This window comes from Nocardioides ginsengisoli, assembly GCF_039537225.1.
Taxonomy (GTDB): Bacteria; Actinomycetota; Actinomycetes; order Propionibacteriales; family Nocardioidaceae; genus Nocardioides; species Nocardioides ginsengisoli.
This window is the reverse complement of the sequence record NZ_BAABAC010000040.1, coordinates 175,537-188,614: the sequence shown is the minus strand read 5'-3', so window position 1 is coordinate 188,614 and position 13,078 is coordinate 175,537. Positions and strand designations below refer to the sequence as shown.

Genomic DNA, 13,078 nt, shown 5'->3' with positions numbered 1-13,078 from the left:
GCCGCGCCGACGCCCGCCCGCGCCCAGGCCCCCGGCGCCCAGGCCCCCGGCGCCCAGGCGGCCCCCGGCAGGGCCGCGACCGGCCAGGCGCCTGCCGCCAAGGCCGCCCCATGGACCCCGCGCCCGGCCGACTACACCCGCACGGTCGCCACCAAGGACATCCCGATCGTCATGGACGACGGCGTGATCCTGCGCGGCGACCTGGTCCGCCCGGCCGGCGCCGACGGCAGGCCGCTCACCACGCCGCTGCCGGTGATCGTGACGATCACGGCCTACAACAAGACGGTCCTCGCGGCCGGCGCGGGCGCGGTCCTCGCGGGCGCCGATCCCGGCTACCTGGTCAAGCGCGGCTACGCCCAGCTCACCGTCGACGCGCGCGGCACGGGCGGGTCCCAGGGGCAGTGGGCGGCGTTCAGTGCTCGCGAGGGCAAGGACGCCGGCGCGATCGTCGAGTGGGCCGCCGGCCAGTCGTGGAGCAACGGCAAGGTCGGCATGACCGGCGCGTCGTACATGGGCATCTCGCAGCTCTTCGCCGCCGGCCGGCAGCCGAAGGGCCTCAAGGCGATCTTCCCGCAGGTCCCGGCGGCCGATGTCTACCGTGACGTCGTCGCGTCCGGGGGCCAGATCGACGTCGGCTTCATCCCGCTCTGGCTGGGACTGGTGACCGCGACCGGCGTGATCCCGCCGGCGTACGGCGTCTCGGAGCCGCGGGCCGCGCTGCAGACGGCGATCGACCACCTGCTGGCCGGCGGCCAGTTCACCCTGCCGCTCGCGTTGAAGGCGGTCCTCGGCGGCGAGCCGGCGTACGACGGGCCGTTCTACCGCGAGCGCTCGCCGATCGAGGTCATCGACAAGGTCAACGTCCCGACCTTCCTCGTCGGCGGCGAGTTCGACCTCTTCCAGCGCGGCACCCCGCTCGTCTTCGAGCGGCTCCAGCAGCGCGGGATCCCGACCAAGCTGATCATCGGCCCGTGGGACCACCTGCAGGGCTCGTCGGGCGCCGAGGTCGGCGAGGCCGGCTACGGCTCGCTCGCCGAGCTGCAGCTGCGCTGGTTCGACCAGTACCTCGACGGACGCGACGGCCGCCTCGACGAGATCGCGCCGCTCACCTACTACGAGCAGGGTTCCGGCGCGTGGGTGCGCAAGAGCAAGTGGATCGACAGCGACCTGCGCGCACGCGTCTTCAAGCTCTCCGGCACCGCGCGGCTCGGTGGCAAGGCCGGCGCGCTCACGACCGGGACGCCGAGGGCCGGGGCGTCCGTCGTCCCGCCGATCCCGGTCACCGGCCTGTGCACCCGCTCCGCCAACCAGTGGACGGCGGGCATCGCCAACATGATGCTGCCCGGCTTCCCGTGCTTCCAGGACAACCGGCTCAATGACGCCGGCGGCGTCACCTTCGACACCGCGGCGCTCGACAGGGCGGTCCGCTTCCAGGGCCCGCTCGACGCCCGGCTCTACGTCTCGACGCCCGCCCGCGACGGCATGCTCTCGGTCGCCGTCGAGGACGTCGCGCCGGACGGCACGGTCACCCGGCTCAGCGGCGGCTGGCAGACGATCGCCCACCGCAGGCTCGACCCCGCCCGCTCGCGCTATCTCGACGGGCAGCTGCTGCAGCCGTACCACCCGTTCACCAAGGCGGCGAAGGCCCCGCTCGCCCGGGGCGAGATCGCGCCGGTCGACGTCGAGATCTTCCCCACGGGAGCGGTGATCCTGCCCGGGCACCGGCTGCGGATCTCGGTCCAGGCCTTCGACGTCCCGCACCTGCTCTCGACGCTGGTCGACCTCCCGGCGCACCTGGTGCCGCTCACGGTCCACACCGGCCCGGCGACGCCGTCCAGCCTCACGATGGCGGTGCGCTGACCCCGCCGGGACGGCGCGCGAGGGTGCTGCCGAGAGCGGTGGCCGCCGCCCGGACGGCGGTCGCGTGCGACTCCGGCCGGAACCGGCCCACCGGTCCGGTGACGCTCACTGCGGCGAGGATCGCGCCGCTGCCGGGGTCGAGCACCGGCGCCGCGACGCAGAGCAGCCCGGGCGTCGACTCCTCGCGCTCGTAGGCGAGCCCGGTCTCCAGGACCCGGTCGAGCTGCTGCTCCAGCAGGCCCGGCGCCACCACCGTGTGCGGCGTTCGCCGGTGGAGCGGCCCGGTCAGCACCGCCGTGCGGATCTCGGGGGCGGCGTGCGCGAGCAGCGCCTTGCCGATGGCGGTGCAGTGCATCGGCATCCGGCCGCCGGTGCGCGACGGGCTGGGGGCCTGTCGGTGGCCGCCGATCTTGGCGACGTAGACGACCTCGGTGCCCTCGCGGGTGCCGAGGTGGACGGTCTCGTGGGTGCGCTCGTAGAGGTCCTGCAGGAAGGGCATCGCCACCTCGAGCAGGGTCCGCTCGGTCGCCGCGCGCATGCCCAGCTCGAAGAGCCCGCCGGAGAGCCGGTAGCCGTGCGGCGTCTTCTCCAGCAGCCGGTGCCGGACCAGGTCGGCGGCGACGCGGTGCGCCGTCCCCTTGGACAGGCCGGTGCGGCGGACCAGCTCGGCGAGCGGCAGCAGCCGGTCGTCGCTGCCGAACGCGCGCAGGATCGCCACCGCCTTGCCGAGCACGGTCTCGAGCTCGGCGTCCTCCGTTCCCCCCACCCCATCAGCGTACCGGTGAGTGGAACGCCCGGATGGCCGCCGACCGCTCCGCGGTCGAGAGTAGGTCCATGACGGAATCCGCCCTCGCCACCGACGCCGCGGTCCGGACCGCGGCCGAGCGGCTCCACACGGCGCTCGCCGAGAACCAGCCGTGCGCCCCGATCCGGGACCTGATCGGCGACCGCGACATCACGCTCGCGTACGCCGTCCAGCAGCAGCTCAACGCCCACCGCCTCGCCGCCGGCGCCACCGTCGTCGGCCGCAAGATCGGCGCCACGTCGGCCGCCGTCCAGCAGCAGCTGGGCGTCGACACCCCCGACCTCGGCGTCCTCTTCGACGACATGGAGTACGACGCGTCTGCGCCGATCGACATCAGCGGCCTGCTGCAGCCGAAGGTCGAGGGCGAGATCGCGTTCGTCCTCGCCGAGGACCTCGCCGAGGGCGACCTCGACCTCGAGCAGGTCGCCGCCGCCGTCGACTACGCCGTCGCGGCCATCGAGGTCTGCGACAGCCGGATCGCCGACTGGGACATCAGCTTCGCCGACACGGTCGCCGACAACGCCTCCGCGGGCGGCTACGTGCTCGGCACCGAGCGTCGTACCCTCGCCGACGGCTTCGTCCCCAAGGACGCCGCGATGGCGATGACCGTCACCGGCCAGGACGACTCCACCGGCACCGGCGCCGCCTCGCTCGGCGACCCGCTCGTCGCGCTGCAGTGGCTGGCCCGCCAGGCGCGCGACCTCGGCGACCCGCTGCGCGCCGGCCAGGTCATCCTCTCCGGCGCCCTCGGCCCGATGCGTCCGGCCGCGCCGGGCGCCGCCGTCGAGGTCTCCATCGCCGGCCTCGGGTCGGTCTCGATCACGTTCAGCACCACCAGCAAGGAGAACTCATGAGCAAGACCAAGGTGGCGATCATCGGGTCGGGCAATATCGGCACCGACCTCATGATCAAGATCCTGCGCACCGCGCAGCACGTCGAGATGGGTGCGCTGGTCGGCATCGACCCCGACTCCGACGGCCTCGCCAGGGCCCGCGACCTCGGCGTGCCGACCACGCATGAGGGCGTCGAGGGACTCATCGCGATGCCGGAGTTCGCCGACATCGACATCGTCTTCGACGCGACGTCCGCCAAGGCGCACGTCCACAACGACTCCCTGCTGCGCCCGCTCGGCAAGCGGCTCATCGACCTGACCCCCGCGGCGATCGGCCCGTTCGTCGTCCCGGCGGTCAACATCGACGAGCACCTCGACGCCGAGAACGTCAACATGGTCACCTGCGGCGGCCAGGCCACCATCCCGATCGTCGCGGCCATCTCCCGCGTCGTCCCGGTGGAGTACGCCGAGATCGTCGCCTCCATCTCCTCCAAGTCGGCCGGCCCCGGAACCCGCGCCAACATCGACGAGTTCACCGAGACCACGTCCGGCGCGATCGCCGAGGTCGGCGGCGCCAAGCGCGGCAAGGCCGTCATCATCCTCAACCCGGCCGAGCCGCCGCTGATGATGCGCGACACCGTCTTCGCGCTGGTCACCGCGCCCGACCCGAGCGTGCACGACGAGATCCGCCAGAGCGTGGAGAAGATGGTCGCCGACGTGGCGGCGTACGTGCCCGGCTACCGGCTGGTGCAGAAGGTCCAGGTCACCGAGATCCCCGCCGACCAGCCCGTCGAGACGCTGCTGGTCGAGGGTACGGAGCGCCCGACCCACCAGGTGTCGGTGTTCCTCCAGGTCACCGGCGCGGGCCACTACCTCCCGGCGTACGCCGGCAACCTCGACATCATGACCTCCGCCGGCCTGCAGGTCGCCGAGCGGATCGCGGCCGCGAAGGAGAACGCCCAGTGACCACCAAGATCTTCGTCCAGGACGTCACCCTCCGCGACGGCATGCACGCGATCCGGCACCGGATCGACCCCGCCGACGTGAAGCGGATCGTCGTCGCCCTCGACGAGGCCGGCGTCGACGCGATCGAGGTCGCGCACGGCGACGGCCTGGCCGGCGGCTCGGTCAACTACGGCCCGGGCTCCCACAGTGACTGGGAGTGGATCGAGGCGGCCGCCTCGGTGCTGAAGAACGCCCGGCTCACCACCCTGCTGCTGCCCGGCGTCGGCACCGTCCACGACCTCAAGCACGCCTACGACCTGGGCGTCCGCTCGGTGCGCATCGCGACCCACTGCACCGAGGCCGACGTCTCGGCGCAGCACATCGCCGCCGCCCGCGAGCTCGGCATGGACGTCTCCGGCTTCCTCATGCTCTCGCACATGGCGCCGCCCGAGGAGCTCGCGAAGCAGGCCAAGCTGATGGAGTCGTACGGCGCCCACTGCGTCTACGTCACCGACTCCGGCGGCCGGCTCACGATGGACGACGTCGCCGCGCGCGTGCAGGCCTACCGCGGCGTGCTGAACGCGGAGACCGAGATCGGCATCCACGCCCACGAGAACCTCTCGCTGTCGGTCGCCAACTCCGTCGTCGCCGTCCAGAACGGCGTCTACCGCGTCGACGCCTCCCTCGCCGGCCACGGCGCGGGCGCGGGCAACTGCCCGATCGAGGCGTTCGTCGCCGTCGCCGACCTGATGGGCTTCGAGCACCGCTGCGACGTCTTCAAGCTGCAGGACGCCGCCGACGACATCGTCCGTCCGCTCCAGGACCGTCCGGTCCGGGTCGACCGCGAGACGCTGACGCTCGGCTACGCCGGCGTTTACTCGTCGTTCCTGCGCCACGCCGAGCGTGCGGCCGAGCAGTACCAGGTCGACGTCCGCGAGATCCTCATGGAGTGCGGTCGGCGGCGTCTCGTCGGTGGCCAGGAGGACATGATCGTCGACATCGCGCTGACGATCGTGGCCGAGCGCGAGGCCGCGCTCGAGGGCGCCTCCGCCTGACCTCTCCTTCGGGGGACTCTGCGTCGTACCGGACGAATCGGTCGCGAAATCGCCTGTTTCGCGACCAGTTCGTCCGGTACGACGGACGACCGGCCGCGTCAGGAGCGCATCGAGACGCCCTCGCGCCAGTAGCCCATGAAGGCGACCTGACGTCGGTCGAGCCCGAGGTCGTTGACCAGCGTGCGCCGCAGGCCGGTCACGATCTTGGACTCGCCGGCGATCCAGGCGTAGAGCCCGGCATGCGGCGTGTCCGTCGCCGGGACGGCGGTCGCCGCCGCGACCTGCTCGCCGGACGACGAGTAGACCGGCGTCTCCCAGAGGTCGGGGTCGACCTCGTCGTCGGTGACCGTGACGGCCTCGGCCGGCGCCGGCGCGGATCCGGTGAGGTGGGCGAGCACCGCCGCGTGCAGCCGCTCGCCGCGCGGGCCACCGTCGCGCGGCAGCCAGGTGAGGTCGACGCCCGCGGGCGCGCTGACGTCGTCCTGGACGTCGGCCGCGACGGGGATCTCGACGTACGCCGCCCCGCGCGCGTCGGCCGGCAGATCCCGCAGCACGCCGCGGATCGCGGGGAGGGCGGTCTCGTCGCCGACGAGGAGCAGCCGGGACGCCGTACCGGGCGCCCACTCGACGCCCCCGAACTCGTGCCCCCGCCGCGGCGCCATCGTCACCAGCCGCTGGCCGGGGCTCGCCTGCAGCGCCCACCGGTTGCCGGCGCCCTCGAGCGGATCGTGCGTGTCGTCCCCCTCGCTCTCGTGGACCACGATGTCGACGACCAGGCGAGTGTCAGCGCCGCTGCCGACGACGTCGCGGATCGTGTAGGTCCGGATCGCCCCGCGCTCGCGCTCGGGCATCTCACGCCAGCTCGACCACCAGGTCTCGTCGGCGTCCGAGAAGTCCGGCAGGGTGCCGGCGGCGTTGGGGAAGATCAGCTTGATCCGCTGGTCGTAGACCGGCCCGTCGGGCCCGAGCTCGGCGAGGACGTCGCCGCCCAGCTCGACGCGGACGAAGGACGGCGAGACGCGCTCGGCGCGCACCACCTCGACCTCGCTGAGGATCATCGGGAGGGTGGCAGCGTAGGTGGTCGGCTCCGCGGTCATGGGGTCAGGTTAGCCTAACCTCACCTGTGTCGGAATCCCCGCTGAAGCGGGGATCCCGTCGCTTCCTGGCCGATGCAACGGCCAGGAAGCGCCAGTTTCCGTCAGGAAGTCAGATCTTCGTGCGGTGGAAGTTCTGGAACGAGCGGGACGGCGTCGGCCCCCGTTGGCCCTGGTAGCGCGAGCCGTACTTCTCCGAGCCGTACGGGTGGTCGCTCGGCGAGGAGAGCCGGAAGAAGCAGAACTGCCCGATCTTCATGCCCGGGTAGAGCTTGATCGGCAGCGTCGCGACGTTGGCGAGCTCGAGCGTCACGTGCCCGGAGAAGCCGGGGTCGACGAAGCCGGCCGTCGCGTGGGTCAGCAGCCCGAGCCGGCCGAGCGAGGACTTGCCCTCGACGCGCGCGGCGATGTCGTCGGGCAGGGTCACCACCTCGTACGTCGACCCGAGGACGAACTCGCCCGGGTGCAGGATGAACGGCTCGTCGCCCTCCGGCTCCACCACGCGGGTCAGGTCGGACTGGTCGGCCGCCGGGTCGATCGAGGGGTACTTGTGGTTGTCGAACACCCGGAAGAACCGGTCGAGGCGCACGTCGATGGACGACGGCTGCAGCATCGCCGGGTCGTAGGGTTCGAGGGCGATCCGTCCGGCGTCGAGCTCGGACAGGATGTCGCGGTCGCTGAGCAGCACGCACCGCACCCTACCGGCCGAACCCGGTGGCCCGTGGCGCCGATCACGAGCGCAGAATGCTGGGGTGACCTTCAGCAAGTACGTCGCGCTCGGCGACTCCTTCACCGAAGGCGTCGGCGACGCCGACCCGACCCGTCCCAACGGCGTCCGCGGCTGGGCCGACCGGTTCGCCGAGGGGCTGGCCGCGCGGGCCGCCGTCGAGGGCCGTCCGTTCGGCTACGCCAACCTCGCGATCCGTGGTCGGAAGCTGCCGGCGATCATCGACGAGCAGGTCGACGCGGGTCTTGCGCTCGGGCCGGACCTGGTCAGCATCCACGGCGGCGGCAACGACGTGCTGCGGCCGAAGGTCGACATCGACGCCCTCGCGGCGTCGTACGACGAGGCGATCGCGCGGATCACCGCGACCGGCGCGCACGTCGTGATGTTCACGATCGCCGACCCGGGCCTCAACGGCGTGATCAAGGTGATCCGCGGCCGGACCGCGATCTTCAACGAGTGGGTCCGCGAGATCGCCGAGAACCGCGGCGCCACCGTGGTCGACATGTGGCGGATCCGCGGCTGGAAGGTCGCCGAGGTGATGGACGACGACCGCCTCCACCTCAACGCGGTCGGCCACCAGGCGATCGCGATCGCCGCCCTCGACGCGCTCGGCGTGCCGCACGCGCTGGAGCCGATCCCGCCCGCCGACCTGCCGGTCCTCAGCGCCCGGGCGCAGCGTGCCGCCGACCTCGCCTGGGCTCGCACGCACCTTGCGCCGTGGGTCAAGCGCCGGGTCACCGGACGCTCGTCGGGCGACGGGGTGGAGCCGAAGCGCCCGGTGCTCATGCCCATCGGGTAGCATCCTTCATCGCACGGCGTTCCGCCTGTGGCGCCTTCGGGGGTCCATGGGGGCGGAGCCCCCGTGCGTGCGGACGTAGCTCAGTTGGTAGAGCGTCAGCTTCCCAAGCTGAATGTCGCGAGTTCGAACCTCGTCGTCCGCTCCACGCAGGCCCCGCTCAGCGCGTCGTACGACGCCCGCGGACGAAGTAGACCAGCGGCAGCACGCCGGCGGAGTTCACGAAGGTCAAGACGGTCGCCCACGTCCGCTTCGAGCCGTTGATCTCGTCGTCGTCGCGACGCTTGAGGTCGGCCAGCGCGATCGCCTTGAGCGCGCCGTCGACGGCGCCGGTCACCAGGATGATCTTGCGCGTGCGCGGGCTGAGGTCGCGCCAGTGCTTCTTGGCCATGCGTCGAGTATGCCCGGCCGAGCACGCCGAAGGGCCCGCACCGTGCGGTGCGAGCCCTTCGGGTCAAGCAGGGTCAGTCGGTCGGTGATCAGCTCGCCCGAGCGCCGGTGTTCGGCGCGCCCGGGAGCGGGGACTTCTTGATCTTGGTCTTCACGACGGCGGTGGCCGGTGCCGAGACCAGGGGCTGGCTGCCCGGGGTGACCGCGGAGGCGGTGGCCGTGTTGACGATCGAGCCGCGCTTGAGGTCGCCCTTGGTGGTGCGGTACGTCGCCTTGCACACGAGGACCTTGCCCGGAGCGAGCTCCTTGGCGGGGAGCTTGTCGCACTTCGGCGCGAGCGTGCCCTTGCCGCTGAACGCGCCCTCGGCGATCCGGACGTGGTGCAGCACGACATTGCCGGTGTTGCGGACCCGGAAGGTGTAGGTGATGCGCTCGCCGACGCGGGTGACCTTGGTGCGGTTCGCCTTCTTGACCAGCTTCAGCCCCGGCTTCGCGACCTCGAGGGACGCCGACGCCGTGTTGTTGGCCTGGTTGCCGCGGTCGGTCACGGAGACCGTGTTGACGACCGGGAGGGCGTCGGCGTAGGTCTGGCGGTAGGTGAGGACGAGCGTCTCGCCGACGTTGAGGCCGCGGACGGAGGAGCCCACGGGACGCGAGCACTCCAGCTTGCCGGTGGTCATGACGCCGCCGGCGGCGACGTCACAGGTGATCGGGGCGTCGGTCTTGCTGCTGGCGATGACGCGGACCAGCGTGGCGCCGGCGGCCTTGTCGTCGGTGATGCTGACGGTGTCGCCGATGCCCATCGGCTGCGGGCCGTCGTTCTTCACGGTGACGGTGAAGGTGACGGGGACGCCGGCCTCGAACTGCTTGGCCGACGCGGTCTTGGTGACCGACAGGTCGTAGTCGCAGGGCACCCACTCGATCTCGGCGGTGCCGTTGCGCTGGCCGCCGTTGGGGGCGAGGCCCTCGCCGGAGTCGGGGGCGGGCACGATGAGGCTGGCGCCGTCGACATCGTCGAAGAAGCTGGAGCCGCCGCCGCCACCGCCGCCGATGATCGGTCGGACCGGGTTGCCGCCGGACACGTTGCCGTCGGTCGAAGCGCCGCCGCCACCGCCGAAGTAGCCGGCGCCGCCGCCACCGCCCTGGTCGGCGGAGCCGTCCGCGCCGCCCTGGCCGCCGTTGCGGCCGCTGCCGGCGAAGCCGTTGAGGTCGGTGTTGACCGTGTGGACGCCGGCCGCGCCGGCCGCGTCGATGCCGCCCGCGCCGCCGGCGCCGGGACCGCCGGAGAAGGTGTAGGTGACCGGGGAGGAGTCCGGCACCGCCGTGGCGACGCTGTCGACGTCGGTGCCCTCGGCGCCCTCCTGGCCCGCGTGGACGCCGGGGCCGTCGACGACGCCCGCGTGGCCGCCGCCGCCGGCGTCGGGGTTGTGGCCGCCGCCGGAGCCGCCGCCACCGCCGGCCAGCGCAACCAGCGTGCCGTTGCGCAGGAAGCTCGTGTAGCCACCGCCGCCACCGCCGCGGTGCGTGCCGACGCCGCCGTCACCACCGTGGTCGGCGGTCTGGGCGTCGCTGCCCGAGGTGCCGCCGATGCCGCCGTTGGAGCCGCCGCTGCCGACGACGCCGGTGAGGACGTCGGTCGGGGAGAGCGGGACGCGGAACCGGATGCGCCCACCCTGGCCGCCGCCGACCTGGTCCGGGTTGTCAGGGTCGGGGTCGTCATCGTTGGTGCCGGTCGCGACGGCGGTGCCGCCGTTGCCGCCCTCGATCGTCACGATCGCGGAGCAGGAGCCGGCGGCGGGGGTCACGGAGAAGTCACCGACGCCGAGCACGGTGTTCTCCGCGTCGGGCGCCGGGTCGGCCTGAGCCGTCGTCGGCAGGCCCAGCGGGCTGAGGATGGCGGCGCTGACCGCGAGCGACGCCAGTCCGGCGCGCCGTAGGACACGCGCACGAGAGGCGTGGGTGGGGGCTTTGGTCTTCACGGGCGCATTCCTAACAACGATGCTGGTCGCCATTCGCGAATCGGCCGTCCAGGTGCGGTTTTGACCCCCGGAAGGGTGACGTGTCGGCCCCCCGTACGGGGGTCAGGACGACGAGCACCGGGGAGGCCCCGCCCGGCCGCGTCGGCGACGTTCGCGCGCGGGCACAATGGACCGGTGACCTTCGAAGGATTCCCTGTCGCCGCGCTCGACTTCTACGACGACCTCGAGGTCGACAACACCAAGTCCTTCTGGGAGGCCCACAAGTCGGTCTACGCCGAGTCCGTCAAGGCGCCGATGGTGGCGCTGACCGACGCGCTGGCGCAGGAGTTCGGCGAGGCGAAGGTGTTCCGCCCCTACCGCGACGTGCGCTTCGCGAAGGACAAGACGCCGTACAAGACGCACCAGGGGGCGTTCGTGGGCGTCGGCCCCGCGAGCGGGTGGTACGTCGAGGTGGCGGCGCCCGGCGTGCGCGTCGGCGGTGGCATCTACGAGGCCGGCGGCCCGCGCCTCGCCGCGATGCGCGAGGCGATGGCCGACGACAAGTCCGGCAAGCTGCTGCAGCGGATCCTGCGCGACCTCGAGCGCGGCGGCTTCGAGGTGACGGGGGAGCGGCTCAAGACGGTGCCGCGCGGCTACGACAAGGAGCACCCGCGCATCGAGCTGCTGAAGATGAAGACCGTGCTCGGCATGCGCTCCTACGGCTTCGAGCCGTTCGTGCACACGGCCGAGCTGCTCGACCGGGTGCGCGAGGACTGGCGCCGGCTGCGTCCGCTCGTCAGCTGGATCGCAGAGGCGACGACCGTCTAGGCCGACCGTCTGGGCCTCAGCCCACGCGCGCCAGGAACGTCTCGACGTTCGCCAGCAGGCGCTCGATCTGCTGCTCGGGGGTCAGCGACTCCGGCATCCGGCCCATCTCCGACTTCTTCTTGCCGCGCACGTACAGCGAGCACTGCAGGTCGGAGCAGATGTAGGTGCCGACGGAGTCGCCGTTCTGGCCGGCCTTCCCGGCGCGCGGCGCCACCATCAAGGTGACGCCGCCGGCGGCGTGTGGGGTGAGGCAGAGGGTGCACAGGTTCTTGCGCGGTACGCCGGCGCTGCCGTCCGGCGCCCGCAGCACGATCCCGTACGGCGCCCCGTCGCGCTCGGCGACCAGGTAGCCGCGGGCCCGCGACTGCGGGTCGCGCCAGCCGAGGAAGTCGAGGTGCTCCCACGGCTGGTCGGTCAGCGGGCGCGGGATGTTGAGGCGCTTCGCCTCGCCCTTGGAGCAGTTCACGAAGGACGCGCGGAGCTGTTGCTCGGTCAGGGGGCTCACGTCGATCCAGGCTACGGACCCCCGCCACCCATTTACGCGGTCGGTGACGCGGAGGTGAAGCTCGCCATCGTCCGCTCCGGCTCCCAGAACGCCTTCATCGACTTCACCCGGCCCTCGTCGTCGACGACGTAGACCATGATCAGGTCGGTCGTCGTGTGCGAGCCGTCGGCGAAGGACGTCTTGATCCGGCCGATGTTGGCGCAGGTGTTGCTGCCCGGGTTGGCGAAGGAGTCGGTGATGGTGAACTCGAAGGTGTCGATCGGGGCGATCGCCTTCTCCCAGAACGCCGAGATCCCCGCGTGGCCGTGGTGGCCGGCGCCCTCGGGGTCGAACATCGACGGGCCGACCGGGTCCTCGAGGACGGCGTCCTCGGCGTACACGGTGAGCCACTCGGCCAGGTCGCCCTTGGCCACCGCGGAGTAGGACCGCTGGGACGCCGTACGGGCGGGATGCGGGTCGTTGGGGGCGTTCCAGACGATGGCGTCGGAGGTGATCATGCGGGCAATCGTAGAGCCGATATAGAACACGTTCTACCCCTGGGCTCGACCGCTCCCGGCCACCGCCGGTTCACGGGCCGCTCATCGGGGCCTGCCACCGTGCGCGTCATGGCGAAGAAGCACAAGGCCTGGATCCACATCGGCATGCCCGGCGCCGGCGACGTGATCGAGCCCGCGCTGGCCCACCACCACGCGGCGCTCGTCGAGCTCGGCGTGGCGTCGGCGGCGCGGACGACGGCGGAGGGCTTCCGCGCGGCGGTCGAGATGACCCGCTCCCACAGGGACTGGGGACTCAAGCGCGGCGACGTCGAGGGCCAGTGGACGCGCCTGGTCCGACGGGCCGAGAAGGCCCGCGCCGACCTGGCGTTCAGCCAGTCCCTGCTCGCCGCCGCGACGCCCGAGCAGGTGGCCCTGCTCGTCGACGCGCTCGGCGGCTACCAGGTCCACGTGGTCGTCACGACCGGCCTCGACGACGAGTCCGGCGCGCTGGCGCGGTGGCAGGCGGCGGTCCGCAAGCCCGAGCGCCTGCACGTCATCGAGACCGACGGCAGGGAGCCCGCCGAGGTCTGGAAGGCGTTCGGCCGGGTCGTCGGTTTCGGTACGGCGTCGCTCCGCCTCGACGACGTCCCCCGTGCGACCGCGGCCTTCCAGTCCCTGCCGGACGCCCTGCGCGAGGTCGAGCGCCTGGCCCGCCGCAACGCCTCGCTCGAGGTGCGCCTCGAGGAGCTCGACCGCAAGCGCCGCCGACTCAAGCGCCGGCTCGGCCAGGTGGCCTGACCGAGCCGA

Annotated in this window: 14 protein-coding genes and 1 tRNA gene; 8 read left to right on the top strand and 7 right to left on the bottom strand. The window is 72.4% G+C overall.

The features are described from left to right. On the top strand, positions 1-1,860 hold a 1,860-nt coding region (locus AB4880_RS21400; RefSeq protein ID WP_367921238.1), incomplete at its 5' end, for a CocE/NonD family hydrolase. Here the strand turns inward: AB4880_RS21400 and AB4880_RS21395 are convergent. Beyond that, on the bottom strand, positions 1,841-2,626 hold the full coding sequence (locus AB4880_RS21395; RefSeq protein WP_367921237.1) for an IclR family transcriptional regulator: 786 nt from the start codon (positions 2,624-2,626) through the stop codon (positions 1,841-1,843). The genes AB4880_RS21400 and AB4880_RS21395 overlap by 20 nt on opposite strands. Before the next feature lie 68 nt (positions 2,627-2,694). On the opposite strand from AB4880_RS21395, the gene AB4880_RS21390 reads away from it, so the two are divergent. From AB4880_RS21390 to dmpG, 3 genes are read left to right on the top strand one after another with little or no spacing between them, the layout of a single operon-like run. Then, on the top strand, positions 2,695-3,519 hold the full coding sequence (locus tag AB4880_RS21390; RefSeq protein ID WP_367921236.1) for a 2-keto-4-pentenoate hydratase: 825 nt from the start codon (positions 2,695-2,697) through the stop codon (positions 3,517-3,519). After that, a complete protein-coding gene (locus tag AB4880_RS21385) occupies positions 3,516-4,463 on the top strand; it encodes an acetaldehyde dehydrogenase (acetylating) (protein ID WP_367921235.1) in 948 nt (315 codons plus the stop codon). The genes AB4880_RS21390 and AB4880_RS21385 overlap by 4 nt, the downstream gene beginning before the upstream one ends. Continuing rightward, entirely contained in the window at positions 4,460-5,497 is a 1,038-nt protein-coding gene (gene dmpG / locus AB4880_RS21380; protein WP_367921234.1) for a 4-hydroxy-2-oxovalerate aldolase, read from the top strand. The genes AB4880_RS21385 and dmpG overlap by 4 nt, the downstream gene beginning before the upstream one ends. Positions 5,498-5,595: 98 nt before the next feature. Here the strand turns inward: dmpG and AB4880_RS21375 are convergent, their stop codons facing one another. Both AB4880_RS21375 and dcd read right to left on the bottom strand, forming a co-directional pair. Beyond that, positions 5,596-6,594 (bottom strand): siderophore-interacting protein, encoded by a 999-nt coding sequence (locus AB4880_RS21375; protein ID WP_367921233.1) that lies wholly within the window; start codon positions 6,592-6,594, stop codon positions 5,596-5,598. A 109-nt stretch (positions 6,595-6,703) separates the two neighbouring features. Continuing rightward, positions 6,704-7,279: a dCTP deaminase gene (dcd, locus tag AB4880_RS21370; RefSeq protein ID WP_367921232.1), complete on the bottom strand. Its 576-nt coding sequence runs from the start codon at positions 7,277-7,279 to the stop codon at positions 6,704-6,706. 64 nt (positions 7,280-7,343) lie between these two features. Between dcd and AB4880_RS21365 the strand changes: the two genes are divergently transcribed. Together AB4880_RS21365 and AB4880_RS21360 are read left to right on the top strand one after the other, a co-directional pair. Continuing rightward, positions 7,344-8,117, top strand: a complete 774-nt coding sequence (locus AB4880_RS21365) for an SGNH/GDSL hydrolase family protein (protein ID WP_367921231.1) — start codon at positions 7,344-7,346, stop codon at positions 8,115-8,117. A 69-nt stretch (positions 8,118-8,186) separates the two neighbouring features. Then, a tRNA-Gly gene (locus AB4880_RS21360) sits at positions 8,187-8,262 on the top strand. Positions 8,263-8,274: 12 nt separating this feature from the next. Here AB4880_RS21360 and AB4880_RS21355 read toward each other — a convergent pair. Together AB4880_RS21355 and AB4880_RS21350 are read right to left on the bottom strand one after the other, a co-directional pair. Further along, a complete protein-coding gene (locus AB4880_RS21355) occupies positions 8,275-8,505 on the bottom strand; it encodes a hypothetical protein (protein WP_367921230.1) in 231 nt (76 codons plus the stop codon). An 88-nt stretch (positions 8,506-8,593) separates the two neighbouring features. After that, positions 8,594-10,483, bottom strand: coding sequence for a DUF11 domain-containing protein (locus AB4880_RS21350; protein WP_367921229.1), 1,890 nt, complete (start codon positions 10,481-10,483; stop codon positions 8,594-8,596). Between the two features lie 174 nt (positions 10,484-10,657). Here AB4880_RS21350 and AB4880_RS21345 point away from each other — a divergent pair, with 174 nt between their 5' ends. Beyond that, entirely contained in the window at positions 10,658-11,290 is a 633-nt protein-coding gene (locus AB4880_RS21345; protein WP_367921228.1) for a DUF2461 domain-containing protein, read from the top strand. Positions 11,291-11,306: 16 nt separating this feature from the next. Here AB4880_RS21345 and AB4880_RS21340 read toward each other — a convergent pair whose 3' ends face one another. Both AB4880_RS21340 and AB4880_RS21335 read right to left on the bottom strand, forming a co-directional pair. Next, positions 11,307-11,795: an FBP domain-containing protein gene (locus tag AB4880_RS21340; protein WP_367921227.1), complete on the bottom strand. Its 489-nt coding sequence runs from the start codon at positions 11,793-11,795 to the stop codon at positions 11,307-11,309. Positions 11,796-11,827: 32 nt separating this feature from the next. Next, a complete protein-coding gene (locus tag AB4880_RS21335) occupies positions 11,828-12,292 on the bottom strand; it encodes a nuclear transport factor 2 family protein (RefSeq protein ID WP_367921226.1) in 465 nt (154 codons plus the stop codon). Between the two features lie 108 nt (positions 12,293-12,400). Here AB4880_RS21335 and AB4880_RS21330 point away from each other — a divergent pair, with 108 nt between their 5' ends. Beyond that, a complete protein-coding gene (locus tag AB4880_RS21330; RefSeq protein ID WP_367921225.1) occupies positions 12,401-13,069 on the top strand; it encodes a hypothetical protein in 669 nt (222 codons plus the stop codon). Positions 13,070-13,078: the final 9 nt, after the last annotated feature.